Genomic DNA, 18962 nt, shown 5'->3' on the forward strand with positions numbered 1-18962 from the left:
AGTATTGGAATATCAGACTGAAATGTCAGACAAAGGAAGTCACATGACCGGACTACTGCTTGAAAAAGACAGCAATGGCGTTGCCTGGTTGAGCCTGAATCGGCCAGAAAAAAACAACGCGTTTAATAACGAATTGATTGCCTCACTGATTGAGACACTAGAACAACTCGAAAAGGAAGATTCTCTCCGTGCACTGGTGTTAACTGCACAGGGAAAACACTTTTCTGCGGGTGCGGATCTTGGCTGGATGCAGTCAATGGCCACCAAAACCGAGAGTGAAAACCTTCAAGATGCAAAGCAACTAGCAAAACTTTTGCATACGCTGGATACCTTTAGCAAACCAACCATTGCTATGGTACACGGCGCTGCATTTGGCGGCGCACTTGGGCTTATCTGCTGCTGCGATATCGCAATCGGTACACCTGAAAGTCGCTTCTGTTTGAGTGAAGTGAAACTCGGCTTATTGCCCGCGACCATCGGTCCTTACGTAATCCGAGCGATTGGACAACGACAAAGCCGACGCTACTTTTTAACCGCCGAACTGATTGATGCCGAAACCGCGCTATCGATGAGTATTCTTCATCAGATAGACGCTCAGCCACGTGAAGCCGTCAATCGCACCATTGATCACCTGCTCAACAACGGTCCACAAGCCATGCAGGCAGCAAAAACGCTCTGCTTACGTTGTGACAACCAACCTATCGATCACTCATTAATTGAATACACCAGCCAAGCGATTGCAACCGCCCGCGTGTCCAGCGAAGGACAGGAAGGACTGAGTGCATTTTTTGAAAAGCGCGCCGCCAATTGGAGGAATCATGTTTAAAAGAATACTGATCGCAAACCGCGGTGAAATTGCATGCCGAATTATTAAAACCGCAAAAAGCATGGCTATAGAGACGGTTGCCGTCTATTCCGAAGCGGATCGCAGCAGCTTACATGTTAAACAAGCAGATTTCGCTGAATTTATCGGCCCGGCTCCGGCAAGTGAATCGTATCTCGATATCGATGCGATTATCAGCGCAGCGAAAAAATGGCAAGCCGATGCTATCCACCCTGGGTATGGTTTTCTTTCTGAGAACCCGAAACTAGCCAAAGCGTGCAGCGAAAATGGCATCGTCTTTATTGGCCCTTCCACCAGCGCAATTGAGGCAATGGGTTCTAAATCTCAAGCCAAAGCAATCATGTCAGAGGCGAACGTGCCCTTGGTTCCGGGCTATCACGGCACAGACAACAGCGTAGAGCATTTATTAGCAGAAGCGGAAAAAATCGGTTACCCAGTGATGCTTAAAGCAACCCAAGGTGGCGGCGGTAAAGGCATGCGAGTGGTCAATAGCGCAGCCGAAATGCCGTTGGCCATCGACGGTGCGCAGCGTGAAGCGCTTTCAAGCTTTGGCGATAAGCAGCTTCTTGTCGAAAAATGCATATTGCAACCGCGCCACGTTGAAGTTCAGGTATTTGCTGACCAACATGGCAACTGTGTTTATCTGTCTGATCGTGACTGTTCCATTCAACGTCGTCACCAAAAGGTGGTCGAAGAAGCACCTGCACCCGGTCTTAGTGATGAACAGCGTAAACAAATGGGTGAAGCCGCAGTTCAGGCCGCTCAAGCGATCGATTATGTTGGCGCTGGTACGGTTGAATTCTTGCTCGATAGCCGCGGTCAATTCTACTTCATGGAGATGAATACCCGTCTGCAAGTTGAACACCCTGTCACTGAATTGATCACCGGCGTTGATTTGGTTGAATGGCAATTCAAAGTTGCGGCTGGCGAGCATTTACCGATCTCGCAATCTGAAATCACTCATAACGGACACTCAATCGAGCTACGAATTTACGCCGAAGATGCGGACAATGACTTTATGCCATCGACTGGCCGAATTGATTACTTGCATGAACCCGTTTCAGACAACAATGTGCGCCTAGCTCATGTGCGTGTTGATAGCGGTGTTACCCAAGGCAATACCATCAGCGAATACTATGATCCGATGATCAGCAAACTGATCGTCTGGGGCCAAACACGTGACATCGCCCTAAAACAGCTTAAACAGGCGTTAACTCAATATCACGTCCGTGGAGTGACGACAAACATCGGTTACCTGCACAGCATTGTTTCGCAGCCAGCCTTTGCCGACATTGAGCTCGATACTGGTTTCCTAGTTAAACATCAGCAAGGCATTAGCGCTCAGCAAAACGTGTCGGATTCTATCTGGCTAACGTTGGCAGCGGTTGCTCGCTGGAATGTTCTCACTTCAAAATCAGGCAGCTCAACGTTACCCTCTCCAGCCAAACAAGGTTTTAGGCTGTCAGTTGACAACGTTTATCGATTTAACTTCACGGATGCCAATACCAATCATCAAGTACGCTTGCAACAATCATCGCAAGATACAGAAGCTCACTTCACTGTCCGATGTGGTGAGGAGTTGCATCAGGTCACTCTGCTTGAAAGTGACAACCCGTTTATCGTCGATATCGATAATGTGCGTTACACCTTTAACGCGCTCAACGACGAACAAAAGACAACCGTGTTTTATCTTGGTCAGCAACGTACGTTCGCTCATCAACCAAGTTTTGAATCACCAAAAGGCAAAGACGATGAGCTTAGCCCAACCGCGCCACTGAACGGCGTGATCTCGGCGGTCATGGTGAATAAGGGAGACAAAGTAGCGGCTGGTGATCCGTTGTTAGTGCTCGAAGCGATGAAGATGGAATACACCATTACCACTCCGGTAGCAGCGACCGTTGATGAAGTGTTTTATCAACATGGAGACCAAGTACAGCACGGTTCCATCCTGCTGCATTTAATTTCTGCACCCGATAATGTCTGTGAAGATAAGGAGCACGAATATGCTACCAGCGAAGGTTAATATCGTCGAAGTTGGTGCTCGCGACGGCCTGCAAAATGAAACCGCAGTGACGTTGGTGGATAAAGTCCGCTTGATCGATCAATTGAGCCTCAGCGGGTTAAAACACATTGAAGCGGGTTCTTTCGTTTCGCCGAAATGGGTACCACAAATGGCCGATTCTGATCAGGTATTTGCAGGGATCACTCAGCAACCAGACGTTGTTTACAGTGCGCTCACGCCCAACTTAGCCGGCTTGGAGCGAGCACTAGAAAGTGGCGTAAAACAAATTGCGGTGTTTGGTTCGGCTTCGGAGGCGTTCAGCCAAAAAAACATCAACTGCAGTATTGCGGAAAGCCTAGCCCGCTTTGAGCCCGTTATCGAACTAGCGAACCAGCACAACATACCTGTGCGCGGGTACTTGTCTTGCACTATGGTTTGTCCCTACGAGGGAGAAATAAAACCAGAGCAAACCACCGCGGTAGCGAATGCGCTGTTTGATATGGGATGTTATGAAATTTCGCTCGGTGACACGGTCGGCAAAGCAACGCCTAATCGTGTCATTGCCATGCTGGATTCGCTGTTAACGCAACTGCCGAAAGACGCGTTAGCCGTGCACTTCCACGATACCTACGGGCAAGCACTAGCCAATATTTACCAAGCCTTGTTAATGGGCATCAACACCATTGATAGTGCGGTTGCTGGTTTGGGCGGCTGCCCTTACGCCAAAGGAGCCAGTGGCAATGTTGCAACGGAAGATGTGCTTTATCTGTGTGAGCAACTTGGGATTGAAACAGGCATTGATCTTAAAATCATCAACCAAGCAGGTTGGCAAATTTGCCGAGCCTTAGGTAAACGGCCGATGTCGAAAGTGGCGTTAGCATTGGGTGATCCAAACAGCTTGTAAATTGCTCAACCTACTATAAACAACTACAAACGAGCATGTTTAATAACATGCTCGTTTTCTTTGAGCCGATTTAATCTAACCGAAACACTAAACAGAAGCGTGCTTTTCCTCTGCAAGGGTGTGGCATCCCCACTTCGCGATCATATTAAGCAAATCACTTTTCTGAACTGGTTTTGTCAGGTAATCATCCATACCTAATGCGATACTTTTTTGTTGCTGCTCTTGCATCGCATGTGCGGAAAACGCAACGATTGGACACCAAGGAAACGCACCACTTTCCTGTAACTCACGAATGTCTTTTGTCACGCCAAAACCATCTTTGTTTGGCATAGAAATATCGGTAATCACCAAGTCCGGAGAAAGCTGTTTATAAAGTTCAACGGCTTCAACACCATCTTCCGCCAACGTCAGTTTAACACCAGTGTCTTGCAACATTTTTTCAATCAATATTCGATTGATATGGCTGTCTTCTGCGACTAATAGGTGCAGGCTAGAAAAGTCAGGGTTCTCATCTGAGGAAAGTTCTCGACGCTTTTGTGTCTTAGTAGAAAACAGAGCTTGCAGTTTATGCTGCGTGACCGGTTGCGGCAATAAACGATCCCGCTCGCACGACCATGCCTGCCCTTCCTCCATCACGCAAGGTGCAAGGAACAGTACCCGTTTGACGGCGGATTCTGTCGCATCAAGCTCATAGAGCGCATCTCTATCTTGAGCATTGTTTACACTCGCGAGGATACGATCAAAACCATCCAAATTTTTACCCAAAGACTGCGCAGTTGACCAATCGTTGGCATGAGTAACTTCAATGCCAATCTCTTGAGCCAAATGTATCAAGTGTTGCACGCGCGGTTGATAATCATCAATCAACAATAGTCGATTTGCACTCAGCTCTATCGGATCGGAAAGAAGCTGACTTTGCTTAGGCAACTGCAAACTAAAGCTAAAACACGACCCTTTTCCAAAATCTGAATGCACACAAAGTTCGCCGTTGTACATGCTGATCAAACGTTTTGAGATTGCCAACCCCAAGCCTGTACCTTCATGGCGTCTTGTCGCGGAGGTATCGACCTGCTCAAACTTATCCATAATATGAGCCAATCGATCTTCGGGAATACCAATGCCCGTATCACTCACGGAAAAATCAAAACCGTGCTCACTTTCTCTGACTTTGAGTAGCACATGGCCTTCATCCGTGAATTTCACCGCATTACCGATCAAGTTAAGCAAGATTTGATTAATCCGACCTTTATCACCGACCACGATCGTATTCATGGCCAATGGCATATCAACCAACAACTTAAGGTTCTTTTTATCCGCCTGATAGGCACACAAAGCGGTGCAGCTCTCGACGAGTGAACGCAAGTCAAACTCCTCTTCAACTAACGTCAACTTGCCCGCTTCTACTTTGCTGTAGTCGAGGATGTCATTAATGATGGTCACAAGATTGTTGGCAGATTTGTGCAGCAAGAGTAATAACTCCCTTGGCTCTCGACGGTTTTCGTTCTCAAGCAATATCTCGCTGATCCCCATGATCGCGTTCATTGGGGTGCGAATCTCATGGCTCATGTTCGCCAAAAATTCCGATTTGGCTTGCATCGCCTTTTTCGATTTATCTAAAGCAGACGACAGACGCCTCTCCATCCTGCGCCTGTCGGTGATGTCACGCTCTACCGCAATAAAACGTAACAGCCCGCCATCTTCATCAAACACAGGAGAGAGCTCCAACTCGACCCAATACGGGTGCTTCGACTTGGTATAGTTGAGTATTTCAACCCTAATAGGAGAGTGCTTACGGACACTTTTTGAGAGCAATGCCACCGTATTTGGGTCTGTGTCTGGCCCTTGGAGTAACTCGCCCGGCGATTTGCCAATAACTTCTTCCAACGTATATTCGGTTAGCTGTTCAAACGCAGGGTTTACCCATGCAATAGTGCCGTCAGGGTGAGTAATGATGATGGTATCACGCGCATGTTCAGCAACCTCAGCAAGCTGCGATATTTTGGCCGATAACTGTTGCTGGGTTTGATGCTCTTGCTGAAGTTTAGTTTGCGCTTGTGCTAAAGAGCGTGACATTTGGTTAAACGCTTCGCCAACACGTGTAACTTCGTCATTGCCTGAAATCGAAATTTGCGAACCCGAACCTTGCTGTGAAACCTTGATTACCCCAGTACGAAGAAGATCGAGCCGCTTCATCAAATAGCTACCGAGAGCATACGAAAACATGGCCACCAGCGACATTTCAATAAAGGCGATAACCAAACTTGCATGAGTCGCAAATGAAAGTACTTGATGTACATGTTCAACATTCACACCCATTTCAACCTTACCGAAAGTCTGCTCTCCAAGAGTAATCTCTTGCGCAACATCGTAAACTCCATCGGTCACATCAAACGGTCTCACACCAGTATCAACACCGCTGTAATCCCCCTGTAGCGTCAGCTCGACGCCATCTTGATTAACAATACGAATATAAGCCAGCTCGTGCTCACTCACTACAGAACGAGCAAAACTGTCTAGATAGGCTAAGTCCGTCGCAATCACCGCATCTCTCGACGCCTGAGCAAATACACTCACCAAGTGTTGGCTCCCAACCTCGAGGCTAGTCTCGTTGGAACTTTCCAACCAATTAAGCCCACTAATGATGAGTACACCGAGCGCAAGGGCCTCAATAAGAGCAATGCCAAGTATCGTTTTCGAACGCAGCGTCATAGGACAACCATTTATCTTGAGATTCCCAATTGAACAACATCTTGCCAATCTTAGTCTTGTGCAAGCTGTAACCCGTCAATGTTGAGTAAAGTAAAACTCTCCTGTGCTTTTGGATCATCATTAAGTTGCGAAATTGCCTTTCGTAAGGCAAGAGTAATCTCTTCATCGACATTATTTGAAACCGCAATAGCATGAGGCGTATAACCAGCAGTTGTATAAATGATGCTAAGTTGGTCTTTTATTTCACTCGGTAAGCTCTCAAAGGTACGCTTCACGCCACCACCAGCAATGTACAAACCTTTAAGTACCCCCAAATAGACTGAGTCGTGCGAACCGACGTATTTAGGCGTAAACTTGATGCCTTTCTGCGCCAACTCTGATTGTGTGATGATAGAAGCAGCAAATGCTCGTGGGGCAGGAAAAGCGATGGTCTTGTCTTGCAGCTCATCAAGGGAAACCGGCTTCCCTCGCCTTGCTACAATAATGCCTGTGATGCGCTTATTTTTCGCTCTTGCTATAGCCATATAACCTGGGTTTTGATTCACCAACGTAAAGTGATATGGGTTCATGTATGCAATGTCGTAGGCTCCAGCCATCAAGCGAGCTTCGAATGTGGGAATATCACGTGCCGTGGCAAACTTAATCTCAACGCCAGCAAGATCTCCCCAGCGTTGCAGTAATGGCTGCCATTGTTGCACTAGTTTGGTCGCCGACTGTTGCGGTACGACACCAAAAACAATGGAAGGTTGAGCAACGACAGAAGGTGACCATATGCATAACACCATAAGCAACGTAAATATTCGCTTGTGAAGCCGCCAAATCAACGTCTTTAATTGGGAGTTCAACAAAATCATCTCCTTATGTTTGTCTCTCGTTAAAGATAGATAGCTATCTGAAAGATTGCGAATTATCGGATTAAATTGCCTCGTGTCTCAGATACCATTTATACTCAAATGAACACCTACAACAGGAGCAGGTAAATGCTTATTACATTTCGTTGCCATAGCCACTCGAACGTCACTATGTTTGGCGATATTGCGATAAAGATGATCAAAATGATGGGGCATAGTGGCTCAGTACCAGGGTCAATTTCCGCTCAAGACATCCCTGATGCTCTATCTAGATTGACCTCCGCTCTCGCAGCACAAGAAGCGATAGAGAAGAACAACAGTCAAGCAATGGAAGAAGATGAAGAGCAAGAGGAACAAACGGTCAGTTTAGGACGCAGAGCATTTCCACTTATTGAGCTTTTAAAATCGGCTATTAAAGAAGAGTGCGAAGTGATGTGGGACAGCCAATAAATGCTCCAAATCAAGCTGTGGAGAGGAAAGCAACATCCAATCTATACTTTCCTCCCCTGCTAAAAGGAACTTACCCAATTCACTTCTCTATTTGAATGACTCTTAACGAGTGCTTACTCAAAACTAACCTATTGAATATAAATCAGTGATAAACATCTGATTTCATAACAAAAACCTCCTATTGACTGAAACACTCACTTATCATTGTGGCCTCAACTGCAAACCATTAATGGAATGATTGTTATGTCAGAACTGACTCGGATGCGCTCTGGAGAAACCTATAATTGCCTGGATGAAGAACTAAAGCTAATGCGCGCCAAAACTGCGCAGCTTGTCTTCCAATTTAACCACGAGCCAAACCCAGGTATCCGTAGACAACTATTGGCGGAGATGGGCGTCCAATTAGAAAACAGCGCCTGTATAGAGCCACCGCTTCAACTTACCTACGGTTGCCACTTGTCCATCGGGGAAAACACCTACATCAACTGGGATGCCATTATTCTGGACAATGGGCAGGTTGAGATTGGCGCGAACGTCATGATTGGGCCTAGAGTGCAAATTTACACAGCCGCTCATTCACTGGATACACAAAGACGCTTAGCCGGAGATGAGATCGCTAAACCGGTAAAAATCGGCAATAACGCTTGGATTGGTGGGGGCGCAATCATACTGCCAGGCGTGACCATTGGTGATGAGGCCGTCGTCGGCGCTGGCTCTGTCGTAACCAAAGATGTTGCGCCAGGCGATCGAGTTGCTGGAAATCCGGCGCGCTCCATTAAACCAAAAAACTGAAGAAAGTCGCTATTTCGCCAAATGATCGCGAATAATGTTGGCAAGCAGATTGAGAGCATGGACGTATTTGTCATTGAGCTCAAAAGAAGCGTTAAGACGAATACAGTGATCGTATTGTTCTGTCAGGCTGAACATCTTTCCCGGTGCGATGCTGATATTATCTTTTAGCGCTTTTCGATATATCGGCAAGGCGTCGATATGCTTGGGAAGCTCTAACCAAATAAAGTACCCGCCGCTTTGGCTTAACACTTTGACTTCTTCAGGTAACAGCTCACTAAGCCGATCCGTCATCTTACTTTTGCGTTCAAACAGCTTTTTCCGTAACTGCTTCAAATGCGATTCATAATTGCGGCTTGTTAAATAGTGCACCAATGTCATTTGCACTGGTGCACTCGTCGCTAATGTACTCATTAGCTGTAACTTTTGTACCTCTAGCGCCCGCTTTCCCGCCGCAACCCACCCAATACGTAGCCCTGCGATTAATGATTTTGAAAATGAGGAGCACAACATGGTATTGCCCGTGTCATCAAACATTCTTAGTGGGTAAACCGAGTCATTCCCTGCATGCAGTTCGCTGTACACATCATCTTCAATCACTGGCACGTTATATCGCTGTGTCAGCTCAATCAGCTTTTGTTTTTTCTCGTTGGAGAGCGTAAAACCCAGAGGATTTTGGAAGTTCGACATCAGCCAACATGCTTTCACATCGTGTGTTTGCAGCGCTCGTTCCAATGAGTCTAGGTCAATACCCGTGACTGGGTCTGTTCTTACTGAGAGCGCTTTCAAACCTAACCGCTCTAAGGATTGCAATGCGCCATAGAATGCAGGCGACTCCACAACCACCCAATCTCCCGGTCTTGTGCAGGCTTGCAAACTGAGCGTTAACGCCTCCAGCGCGCCTGCCGTAATGACAATTTCATCGGGTGAAATTTCAATGCCTTTCGCAGCATAACGCTTCGCGATGATGGTGCGTAATTGTTCGTTTCCCGGCGGTAAGTTATCAAAGGTGGTGGAAATCGGCATATTGCGAGCGGCTGCGCTCATCGCCCGATTCACGTGATAGCGTGGGTATAAACTTGGATCTGGATAGGCAAAGCCAAAATTGATCATGGATGGATTTTTACTCGCCTGCAGCACATCAAAGATAAACTCATTGATGTCTACCTGCTCTGTCCACGAAACCGCTGCTGGTGCTTGAGGTTCATTTGAACTCTTAATATTGGGAGCGACTCGATAACCAGAGCGCGGCTGGGACGTTACCCAGCCTTGAGATTCCAGAATTTGATAAGCGTGCAATACCGTCATCAAGCTCAAACCCGAATGTTCAGATTGGCGACGCAGAGAAGGCAGCTTGTCACCCGGATGCCATATCCCCGATTTTATCTGCCTTTTAAGCTGTTCCACTAACTCTTGGTACTTCGCCAAACGCAAATCCCCCTCCATAAAGCTGAACTCAAAATAATAACACTTCAACATTTAATCTGTTATAGGTTTATAGTCACTGTCTGTACCTACTTCCCCTACTCCGCTCCTTTTAAAATAGCTCTCTCATAAAACTTAAAAGATCAAAGGAAGTTTAATGTTTGGCCTCGACGCATTTATGCTTGCACGGATACAGTTCGCCTTTACGGTATCCTTTCATATTATTTTCCCCGCTATCACCATAGGTTTGGCCACCTATCTCGCCGTGCTGGAAGGCTTATGGCTAAAAACACGTAATCCCGATTACCAAAAGCTCTATCACTTCTGGTCGAAAATTTTTGCGGTTAACTTTGGAATGGGTGTTGTATCTGGTCTTGTCATGGCCTATCAATTCGGCACCAACTGGAGTGGTTTCTCCGACTTTGCTGGCTCTATCACGGGCCCATTGCTGACTTATGAAGTGTTAACGGCTTTCTTTCTCGAAGCCGGATTTCTTGGCGTAATGCTGTTTGGGTGGCGTCGCGTCGGCGAAAAGCTGCACTTTTTGGCAACCTCGATGGTGGCGTTAGGCACGATCATTTCGACGTTCTGGATTCTCGCCTCCAACAGTTGGATGCAAACGCCACAAGGCTATGAAATTGTCGACGGACGTGTGGTGCCAATCGACTGGTTTGCTATCGTTTTCAATCCTTCATTTCCTTATCGTTTGGCGCACATGAGCGTCGCGGCTTTCGTCAGTTCAGCACTCTTTGTAGGCGCGTCAGCCGCTTGGCATTTATTGAGAGGCAATCAAACGACTGCGGTAAAAACGATGTTTTCGATGTCGCTCGGGATCTTAGTGTTCCTTGCGCCACTCCAAGCCGTGATTGGCGATGTACACGGGTTAAACACTCTCGAACACCAGCCCGCCAAAATCGCTGCCATCGAAGGACATTGGGATAACAGCGATGGCAAACCAACCCCATTGATATTGTTCGGCATGCCAAACATGGAACAAGAACGCACAGACTATGCCTTAGAAATTCCTGTTCTAGGAAGTTTGATCCTACGCCACAGTTTAACTGAGCCAATCCCGGCGCTGAAAGACTTCCCGAAAGAGGAACGACCGAACTCACCTATCGTCTTTTGGTCATTTCGAATCATGGTCGGGTTAGGACTTCTGATGATTTTTCAAAGCTTCTACAGCATGTGGTTACGAAAAAAGAATACGCTTTATACCTCGCGTTGGTTCCTCAAATTTTCATTATTTATGGGGCCATCTGGTCTTATCGCGGTACTCGCTGGCTGGTTTACGACTGAGGTTGGGCGGCAACCTTGGGTCGTGTATGGCGTACAAAAAACGCGTGATGCGGTTTCTGCACATGGAGACCTACAAATGAGCATCAGCCTGCTGTGTTTCCTTGTTGTGTACAGCTTGGTGTTTGGTTTTGGGTATTACTACATGATCCACCAAATCAAGAAAGGCCCCGATGCAATCGAGCACAATGAGCACGACATGACGACCGTTTCAGGCCGCATCTAGAATTTGTCACAAAGTGAAGGTAAAGAATATGCATTTTGATTTATCCGTGATTTGGTTCGCGATCATCGTTTTTGCCACTTTGATGTACATCATCATGGATGGCTTTGATTTGGGTATTGGAATACTGATGCCATTCATCAAGGATGAAAAACAAAAAGACGTCATGGTCAACAGTGTCGCGCCAGTTTGGGACGGCAACGAAACTTGGATTGTGCTTGGAGGCGCATCTCTATTTGGCGCTTTTCCCATGGCTTACGCGGTGATTATTGAAGCGCTAACCATCCCTTTAACGTTGATGTTGATTGCTTTGATCTTTCGTGGCGTAGCATTTGAGTTTCGCTTTAAAGCATTGGAAAACCACTTAAAGTTCTGGGACCGCTCTTTTATGGTCGGCTCGATTTTAACCACGTTTTTCCAAGGCATCGTTGTTGGCGCGGTAATTCAGGGCTTTGCAGTGGAAAACCGCGTCTTCGTAGGTAGCCAACTCGACTGGCTCAGCCCTTTTCCCATCTTTTGTGGTTTGGGTTTAGTCGCAACCTACGCGCTGCTTGGTAGCACATGGCTCATCATGAAGACGGAAGGTGAACTGCAAAACACGATGTACCGCTTCACTAACAAAACACTACTGGCGATGATCTCCGCATTAGTCATTGTGAGCGCTTGGACTCCACTTGCTTACCCTGCCATTGCGGAAAGATGGTTTTCTCTGCCTAATTTGTTCTACTTACTGCCCGTACCTGTCATTACTGGGCTGGTATGTTTGAAGATTGCCGACTCCGTTAAAAAGCGTAAAGAGCGCAGCCCTTTCGTGATGGCATTGGTGATCGTGATTCTCGGGTTCGCTGGGCTTGGCATCAGTATCTGGCCAAATATCATTCCTCCTAGCATATCGATATGGGAAGCAGCGGCTCCTGCAAGCAGTCAGCGCTTTATGCTCGTTGGAGCGGTGATCATCATCCCGATCATTCTGGCTTACACCTTTTGGAGTTATTACGTCTTTTCTGGAAAAGTGAAAGAAGGCGAAGCGTACCATTAACGAGTTAATGAGGAGTGATTATGAAAATCAAAAATTGGTGTCGCCAGTGGGCATGGATGATTGGGATCTGGTCGGCCAGTGTGCTAGCTCTGGGGTTCGTATCAATGCTGTTTCGCGCCATGATGACCGCTGCAGGATTAAAATCTTAGCTCGGTACTTTTTAGTCAATAAAAAATGGGGACCTCTAGCTCTTGCGTTAGGAGCTAGAGGCGTTTACATTCAAGTCCGACTTTTCACGTGTGCAGACAATACGATAGTAGATTCAGAACCGCGAGCCACTTCAAAATAGCCACCAGCGCGAGATAGCTGGCGAGCCGTCAATTTTTCTTTGCCCAGCTTTTCAAACCAATAAGGCGCTAATGAGCACTGAGCTGAGCCTGTGGCAAGATCTTCTGAAATACCGATTTTAGGTGCAAAGTAACGCAGCACATAGCCACTATCAGAACTTTGAGCCGTCAGGATGACCGCATGAAACTCATCAATTTTAATCAGCTCATCAAAGTTAGGTTGATAGCGAACAACATCATCTTCGGATTCGAGAACAACAACCAAATCACGCGTTGTAAAAGCATCTACGGGGCGATTGGAAAAGCCTGAAATATCCAAGGGGATGGCATGAGGCTTAGCTTGCCAACTTGGCATCACGATCCTGTACATTCCACCCAGTTCCGTAACGGTAATATGACCATACTGGCTTTTTAGAATGACCTCATTCTGATGATAGTTGGAAATGATTGCAGCGCCTGCGCCCAAACTTCCGTGTCCGCATAGGTTGAGCTCTCCTGCTAGGCTAAACCAGCGAATGTGGTAGTCACTGCCAGACTGAACCACAAATGATGTGACAGGTTGAGCGACCTGATGAGTGATTTGAAGTAACTCAGAATCACTCAGCCAGTGATTTAGTTCGACAACGCCACAAGGGTTACCTTGAGCCAACTCATCACAAAATACATCATATATCTGCGCTTTAATCATCCATCATCCTTGCGGTTTGGCGTCTTGTTAACGGGTGAGCGACTCAATACTGATACCACTGCATACCGCCTTAATCACTAAAACCAACGCACAGTAAAAATGCCATGCGTTGCGAACCCCTCTTGAACAATTTGTTCGCTTAAATTCTGTAGCACCAAGCCACACTCGCCCAAAAAATAATGATCAAAGTCCAGATCATCACACTTTGAACAGGAAGCATGTGGAAAACTAACTGTGGACATGCCCTAAGCTCTCTCAGCGAGAACAGCATTTGAGGCTGAAATTCCCAGCAGGTTGCTAAACGCAGACCTCTTTTAAACCAAGGGTGATTCACCAAATATTCAGCGTAAGATGAATAAATTGTCCACAAGCCCAAAAGACCAAACAGCTCAATTATTGAGATCACTTCCAAACTAAAGGGCAATAATGAAGGTCCTCCAATAAGCAAAATAGCCGCAAATATCCATTTTCTATTTCTCATTACACATCCTTGTTAATGATTTAATCTAACGGCGTATATAAAGTATTCGAGAAAAGCTTGTCAGTTCCTAAGCTTTGAGGCATCAGGCCTGACAAGCATATGTATTAGCTATTTCTGATCGTCAAATTCATTAACGGTTTTTAGCCAAATAGCAAATTGGTTCAAGGATGTCTCATGACGTCTCTTAATATTTAACTCATCGCAAATAACATCTATTGGCGCTTCTGGGTTCTTCTGAATCGCAAACTTAGCAAGCCCCAAAGCCTCCTCATACGACAGCTCATTCCACTTTCGTTCATAACCGAATGCCTCTACACCCCGCCACTCAATCAAATCGACCATATTACTCGGCGAAACCCAGAGTGTTGGAGAGTACCCATCGCTCTCTTTGATACCAGCGAAAGTATCAAGTATTTTTCTCATATACTCGAGTTGCTTTTTGCTTGTACGTGTTAAGCCATGTAGGTTGGCTATTTCGAGGGTAAGTGCATGCAGCGTAATACCAGGGCGTTCGATAAGGATGTCTTTAGCAAGTTGAGTGAGCCTATCAACGTATTCAGGTTTAAAATAATTTGCGGCATCCAATGTAATCGATGAAGCGTTCTCGATTTCATCAAATTCTTTACCAGAGATCCCAGTTTGTTCAAGACAAAAACCTGTGCCTGAGTTTAAAGTTGAAGGACCTTTCGCTAACACTACTTTTCCCTCTGCTTCTGCTTCTGCTTCTGCTTCTGCTTCTGCTTCTGCTTCTGCTTCTGCTTCTGCTTCTGCTTCTGCTTCTGCTTCTGCTTCTGCTTCTGCTTCTGCTTCTGCTTCTGCTTCTGCTTCTGCTTCTGCTTCTGCTTCTGCTTCTGCTTCTGCTTCTGCTTCTGCTTCTGCTTCTGCTTCTGCCAGTATGTCTCGCTCCCTTTCCACTTCAAGTATTTCTCTAAGTTTTGAGTCAATGTTTTCAATTGCATATTCAGGATCAATAAAGTAATCCGTCGACCATAACCTAACAATATTCCATCCTAGACCTTCCAAAACTATCTGTCTTACCCGATCTCTATCTCGGGCTGCAGGAGAAGAGTGGTACGTAGCCCCATCACACTCAACACCAGCTATGTACTTGCCAGGCTTGTCTGGATGAAGTACTCCGAGATCAACTCTAAACTTACTTACTCCTACTTGTGTTTGTATTTTCCAACCTTTAATTCTTAAAGCTTGAGCTACCGCTTCTTCAAAATCACTATCAAATTGATCGACTCCATGCTCTGCAGAAGCAATCTCAGATAAAGCAATTGGCCCCTTTTCTGCAAATTCAAGGAAGTGTTTTAAGTGCTCAACGGCAACCGAGTTCGTTCTGCTTAAATCAATCATTGAAGAGTCAAAACTACTAAAGACAACAACCTCCGTGGTTGCGCGAGTAATCGCAACATTTAAGCGGCGCTCTCCCCCGCTTTTGTTGAGTGGCCCAAAATTCATACTCATCGTTTTGGCTCCTGGTTCCGTAGGACCATACGCGAGACTGAGCATGATTACGTCTCTCTCATCACCCTGAACTGACTCTAGGTTCTTAACAAAAACAGGATCTCTTCCTGACCCCTCTTGAAAGTACTTTTCGATAGCAGGGTTTTGTCTTCTTGCGTCGTCTAACAGATCTTCAATCGTTCTTTGCTGATCAGTATTTAAAGTTACTACACCTATAGACTTATCTTGTTCATATTTATCCAGTAATCTTCGAACAATTTCATTTACGACTGCTTTTGCTTCAGCCGTATTGTTGCGACCCGCTCCTTTAGCATAAATTCCGTTAACTCGATGCAAAGAAACTGCTGAATCTTTTGTTTCTGAAGAAGGATAAGTTACTAATGAATTTTCATAATATTTATTATTTGAAAAAGCAATAAGGGTTTCATGCCTACTTCGATAATGCCCCATCAACCTTATAAGCGGTAACCTCGCAGCAAGCGCTTGGTCAAGAATAGACTCTAGATCTTCTTCATCTGGATCATCAGAATTCCCTCGAGCAGAGAAAAAGTTTGTTGGGGGCATCTGTTTTGGATCACCGACAATGATTGCGTTTTTCCCTCTCGCTATAGCACCTACAGAATCCCAAGTGGTCATTTGTGATGCTTCGTCAAAAACAACCAAGTCAAATCCTCTGAAATCAGAGGGCAAAAACTGAGCAACGGACAGTGGTGACATCATTAAACATGGACACAAATCCAATAACGAATGACCTAGCTCACTAATCAAACTTCGGATTGGTATATGCCGAGTTTTTTTCTGAAGCTCTTTAGCTAATACACCAAATTGTTTCGAACTCTGCTCCGTAGATTGTTGTGTAGGAGCACTCTTCGAAGCAAGTGCAACCACGTAATCGCTTGTAATCTTAGCAACACGTTCGTCTACCACTTGAAACTCTTTTATTGTTTGTTCATGCGTTGAAGCTTTGAACTTTCGAAGCTCATCGCTGGCATCAATAAGAAGTGGGGCGAGCCAATAAGAAAAAGCAACTCGAAATTGTTCATTTAACTCTTCAGGGTTACTTACTCCTGATTCCAGAGCTTTAACCATTACATCAAGCTTATTGTCATACGCCTTTTGCTTGGCTGATTGCCACTCACACCAGTTTTTCAACTTGTTTGACTGAGTCTTTATATCATTAAAATTCCGAGATAGTGATTCAAGTTCAGCTTGCTCGGGTATACTGACTCCAAGTTCCGCAACAATCGAATTCGAGTTTTTGAATTCTTTTACCGCCTTGGAAAAGTTATTTAGGCTTGAATATACTTTCGACTCTTCTAAAAACTCTCTCCCATCTACAAACCATTTTCTTATCGGAATCAATATTTCAGAGGGTTCATCAGTCAAGCTAACCAGGTTAGATACAATCTCACGAATTTTTTTCCCTGTTACTGCAGTGCTTTCTAATATTTCGTGAGACGTATCCCAACCTTTCCAGACCGAGTAATCCCCAATAATGTTGATATGTTCTTCTATTGAGCTCTTGAGCTTCTGAACCGTCGCAATTTTTTCAAGAAGTAACAAATCTTCAATTTGAGACAGGCCAAACTCTTTCGCTTCGCGATTTATCTTACGCTTGCGAAATATTGCTTTAAACCAACTTGTTTTAGCTTCTTCAGCCAATTGCAGCCATCTCTCTGTGGGTAACTTAGACAAGTTGTCGCTAATCACGCCATGCGATATGTCTTTAAGCTGCTGGTCGTAATCTGCTTTTAATACCGACAACTCTTGAATGGCTGCAATTCGTTCTTTTGAACCAGAATCTACAGCGAATGCAATATCTTCATACGTTGCGATCATTGCCAACTCATAAGCACTTTCTAGTGCTTCAACATTTTTAAGCGTTTGGCGTATCGAGGTAAGCGAAAAACTCGATTGAACCTGTTGTGTCCAATCTATTAAGACATCGTAGTTTTTTAACCAGTCATCAATAACAGCAAGTAAATTAGACTGCCAAACATTCGACCACTCAGTAGCAAAAACTGGCATAAATGCGTTGATGTTCAAGCTCTTAATATCAGAGAATGCTAGTGTTAGCCTCCCGACTAACTCTTTAAGCCTAACTAAATCCTCTTTTGTAGAAATAGGAGCTGCTGTTATGTCAGGGAGCCAATCTAGCTTGACTTTTAAGGTTTCACCATTTAGAGCAACGGTAGAGATAGCGTCTCTGGCTGAGATTCCAAATGCTGACTTTCCATGTAAAGCACGAACATAATTGTTAAGCTCATCTCTCCTCGACTTGAGCTCTATAATATTCGCTTCCCATTCTTCAGAGCTTAAACCCTCTCTTTTCTGCCATGCCTTATTTAATTGTTCAAGAACTGCTCGTTTGTTCGCTTTATTGCTATGTAGTTCCAAGCAAAGATGATCCAAACCTACTTTCTGTAAACGGCGATATACCACATTCAGTGCAGCCATTTTCTCCGCGACAAAGAGTACTTTTCGCCCGAGCCCGATATTATGAGCAATGATATTAGCGATAGTCTCTGACTTTCCGGTTCCTGGTGGCCCTTCCAGAACGAAATCTTGTGCACGAGCAGAAGCATCCACTGCAACCAACTGAGAACTGTCGCAGTTCAAAGGAGTATAAATCGAGGCAGGATCTAATTTCTCATCAATTTCTTCTCGTTCGATAAACGAGCTCTCTTGAGGGTATGGGTCCCTAGGGTTATCAACTAAATGCTTAACAAATAAATTTTCCTTGAGATCATCTAACCGATCTTTAAGATCTTTCCACATCAGATATTTAGCGAAAGAGAAAGAACCTAAAACTAGCTCTTCCACTAACTCAAAACCAGCTTGTTCCTTAACGGCGTCTCTTACTCTGTGCCATACATATGGTACATCTATACCACTATCATCCATCGGTAATTCATCTCGAAATTCACTTAGGTTGATATCATGCTCGGATTGCAGAAACTCAATAAGAGTAAGATTAAAAATTGGTTCTTCTTCTTGAAGTTGCTCGACGTAAACAGACGCACGAGCACTACGACGGGTAAGCTTTACGGGAATTAATAATAGAGGAGCTTTATAACTTCTTGTATCTTCTGGGTTCTCTTTCCATTTCAAAAAGCCAAGCGCTAGAAAAAGCGTATTCGAACCACCCTCTTCCAGATCATTTTTTGCTTTTCGGAACAACTCTACAGAGTTTCGCTCTAATCGATTAGGTGACTGATTAGCAATCAGAATCTTATTCTGAATTTGATTGAACGCGTAACTTCGATGGAGATCAGACCCTGACTGAAGACGAAACAATTCGTTATCGCGCTCAGAGTCAAAGTAAGGACTTTCCTGTGCAGACTGAAACTTAAATTTTACGCCATCTGCCAACATATCTTCGATCGCAGCAATATCAGGACAATACAATTTGTTATGAATCCCTAAAGGTGTAACACCCATTATAATGGTTAATATCTAAGATTATGTGGGTGAACTGAAAGAAAGCATGGTTCTTATAGGAAC

14 protein-coding genes are annotated in these 18962 nt (G+C 45.1%); 8 read left to right on the forward strand and 6 right to left on the reverse strand.

All coding sequences use genetic code 11. The annotated features are described in order from the left end of the window. Positions 1 to 43 precede the first annotated feature (43 nt). The 3 genes from B7360_RS19915 to B7360_RS19925 are packed head-to-tail and all read left to right on the forward strand — an operon-like array spanning position 44 to position 3750. Complete coding sequence (locus B7360_RS19915; protein ID WP_085344428.1) at positions 44 to 826, forward strand: enoyl-CoA hydratase-related protein; 783 nt, start codon at positions 44 to 46, stop codon at positions 824 to 826. Next, entirely contained in the window at positions 819 to 2867 is a 2049-nt protein-coding gene (locus B7360_RS19920; protein WP_085344429.1) for an acetyl/propionyl/methylcrotonyl-CoA carboxylase subunit alpha, read from the forward strand. Before B7360_RS19915 ends, B7360_RS19920 begins: the two co-directional genes overlap by 8 nt. Then, positions 2848 to 3750: a hydroxymethylglutaryl-CoA lyase gene (locus B7360_RS19925; RefSeq protein ID WP_085344430.1), complete on the forward strand. Its 903-nt coding sequence runs from the start codon at positions 2848 to 2850 to the stop codon at positions 3748 to 3750. Before B7360_RS19920 ends, B7360_RS19925 begins: the two co-directional genes overlap by 20 nt. A gap of 87 nt (positions 3751 to 3837) precedes the next feature. On the opposite strand, the gene B7360_RS19930 is transcribed toward B7360_RS19925, so the two are convergent. Both B7360_RS19930 and B7360_RS19935 read right to left on the reverse strand, forming a co-directional pair. After that, positions 3838 to 6459, reverse strand: a complete 2622-nt coding sequence (locus B7360_RS19930) for an ATP-binding protein (RefSeq protein WP_085344431.1) — start codon at positions 6457 to 6459, stop codon at positions 3838 to 3840. A gap of 50 nt (positions 6460 to 6509) precedes the next feature. Continuing rightward, on the reverse strand, positions 6510 to 7307 hold the full coding sequence (locus B7360_RS19935) for a phosphate/phosphite/phosphonate ABC transporter substrate-binding protein (protein ID WP_085344440.1): 798 nt from the start codon (positions 7305 to 7307) through the stop codon (positions 6510 to 6512). A gap of 132 nt (positions 7308 to 7439) precedes the next feature. Between B7360_RS19935 and B7360_RS19940 the strand changes: the two genes are divergently transcribed. Together B7360_RS19940 and B7360_RS19945 are read left to right on the forward strand one after the other, a co-directional pair. Further along, complete coding sequence (locus tag B7360_RS19940; protein WP_005392576.1) at positions 7440 to 7760, forward strand: DUF1840 domain-containing protein; 321 nt, start codon at positions 7440 to 7442, stop codon at positions 7758 to 7760. A gap of 243 nt (positions 7761 to 8003) precedes the next feature. Beyond that, positions 8004 to 8552, forward strand: a complete 549-nt coding sequence (locus B7360_RS19945) for a sugar O-acetyltransferase (protein WP_085344432.1) — start codon at positions 8004 to 8006, stop codon at positions 8550 to 8552. 9 nt (positions 8553 to 8561) lie between these two features. Here B7360_RS19945 and B7360_RS19950 read toward each other — a convergent pair whose 3' ends face one another. Beyond that, on the reverse strand, positions 8562 to 9995 hold the full coding sequence (locus B7360_RS19950) for a PLP-dependent aminotransferase family protein (RefSeq protein WP_085344441.1): 1434 nt from the start codon (positions 9993 to 9995) through the stop codon (positions 8562 to 8564). 136 nt (positions 9996 to 10131) lie between these two features. On the opposite strand from B7360_RS19950, the gene B7360_RS19955 reads away from it, so the two are divergent. The 3 genes from B7360_RS19955 to B7360_RS19965 are packed head-to-tail and all read left to right on the forward strand — an operon-like array spanning position 10132 to position 12681. Beyond that, the gene (locus B7360_RS19955) at positions 10132 to 11496 is read left to right on the forward strand and encodes a cytochrome ubiquinol oxidase subunit I (RefSeq protein ID WP_085344433.1); all 1365 of its coding nucleotides are present in this window, start codon (positions 10132 to 10134) and stop codon (positions 11494 to 11496) included. A 28-nt stretch (positions 11497 to 11524) separates the two neighbouring features. Next, positions 11525 to 12532, forward strand: a complete 1008-nt coding sequence (gene cydB / locus B7360_RS19960) for a cytochrome d ubiquinol oxidase subunit II (RefSeq protein ID WP_074190544.1) — start codon at positions 11525 to 11527, stop codon at positions 12530 to 12532. A 20-nt stretch (positions 12533 to 12552) separates the two neighbouring features. Beyond that, positions 12553 to 12681, forward strand: coding sequence for a DUF2474 domain-containing protein (locus B7360_RS19965; protein WP_085344434.1), 129 nt, complete (start codon positions 12553 to 12555; stop codon positions 12679 to 12681). Positions 12682 to 12751: 70 nt separating this feature from the next. Here B7360_RS19965 and B7360_RS19970 read toward each other — a convergent pair whose 3' ends face one another. The 3 genes from B7360_RS19970 to B7360_RS19985 form a co-directional block, all read right to left on the reverse strand. Continuing rightward, positions 12752 to 13507 (reverse strand): PhzF family phenazine biosynthesis protein, encoded by a 756-nt coding sequence (locus B7360_RS19970; RefSeq protein WP_085344435.1) that lies wholly within the window; start codon positions 13505 to 13507, stop codon positions 12752 to 12754. Positions 13508 to 13646: 139 nt separating this feature from the next. Next, the gene (locus B7360_RS19980; RefSeq protein WP_085344437.1) at positions 13647 to 13988 is read right to left on the reverse strand and encodes a hypothetical protein; all 342 of its coding nucleotides are present in this window, start codon (positions 13986 to 13988) and stop codon (positions 13647 to 13649) included. A gap of 108 nt (positions 13989 to 14096) precedes the next feature. Next, positions 14097 to 18899 carry a DUF4011 domain-containing protein gene (locus tag B7360_RS19985; protein WP_085344438.1) on the reverse strand — a complete coding sequence of 1601 codons (4803 nt, stop codon included), beginning with the start codon at positions 18897 to 18899 and terminating at the stop codon, positions 14097 to 14099. Between the last annotated feature and the right edge of the window lie 63 nt (positions 18900 to 18962).

This window comes from Vibrio sp. ArtGut-C1 (assembly GCF_002105475.1).
In the GTDB taxonomy this organism is placed as follows: domain Bacteria; phylum Pseudomonadota; class Gammaproteobacteria; order Enterobacterales; family Vibrionaceae; genus Vibrio; species Vibrio diabolicus.

Bases quoted from the DNA above. Each gene is read 5' to 3' on its own strand.
- B7360_RS19950 (WP_085344441.1), bottom strand. From the start codon at position 9,995: ATGGAGGGGGATTTGCGTTTGGCGAAGTACCAAGAGTTAGTGGAACAG.
- B7360_RS19925 (WP_085344430.1), top strand. From the start codon at position 2,848: ATGCTACCAGCGAAGGTTAATATCGTCGAAGTTGGTGCTCGCGACGGC.
- B7360_RS19920 (WP_085344429.1), top strand. From the start codon at position 819: ATGTTTAAAAGAATACTGATCGCAAACCGCGGTGAAATTGCATGCCGA.
- B7360_RS19940 (WP_005392576.1), top strand. From the start codon at position 7,440: ATGCTTATTACATTTCGTTGCCATAGCCACTCGAACGTCACTATGTTT.
- B7360_RS19955 (WP_085344433.1), top strand. From the start codon at position 10,132: ATGTTTGGCCTCGACGCATTTATGCTTGCACGGATACAGTTCGCCTTT.
- B7360_RS19965 (WP_085344434.1), top strand. From the start codon at position 12,553: ATGAAAATCAAAAATTGGTGTCGCCAGTGGGCATGGATGATTGGGATC.
- B7360_RS19985 (WP_085344438.1), bottom strand. From the start codon at position 18,899: ATGGGTGTTACACCTTTAGGGATTCATAACAAATTGTATTGTCCTGAT.
- B7360_RS19915 (WP_085344428.1), top strand. From the start codon at position 44: ATGACCGGACTACTGCTTGAAAAAGACAGCAATGGCGTTGCCTGGTTG.
- B7360_RS19930 (WP_085344431.1), bottom strand. From the start codon at position 6,459: ATGACGCTGCGTTCGAAAACGATACTTGGCATTGCTCTTATTGAGGCC.
- cydB (WP_074190544.1), top strand. From the start codon at position 11,525: ATGCATTTTGATTTATCCGTGATTTGGTTCGCGATCATCGTTTTTGCC.
- B7360_RS19945 (WP_085344432.1), top strand. From the start codon at position 8,004: ATGTCAGAACTGACTCGGATGCGCTCTGGAGAAACCTATAATTGCCTG.
- B7360_RS19980 (WP_085344437.1), bottom strand. From the start codon at position 13,988: ATGAGAAATAGAAAATGGATATTTGCGGCTATTTTGCTTATTGGAGGA.
- B7360_RS19970 (WP_085344435.1), bottom strand. From the start codon at position 13,507: ATGATTAAAGCGCAGATATATGATGTATTTTGTGATGAGTTGGCTCAA.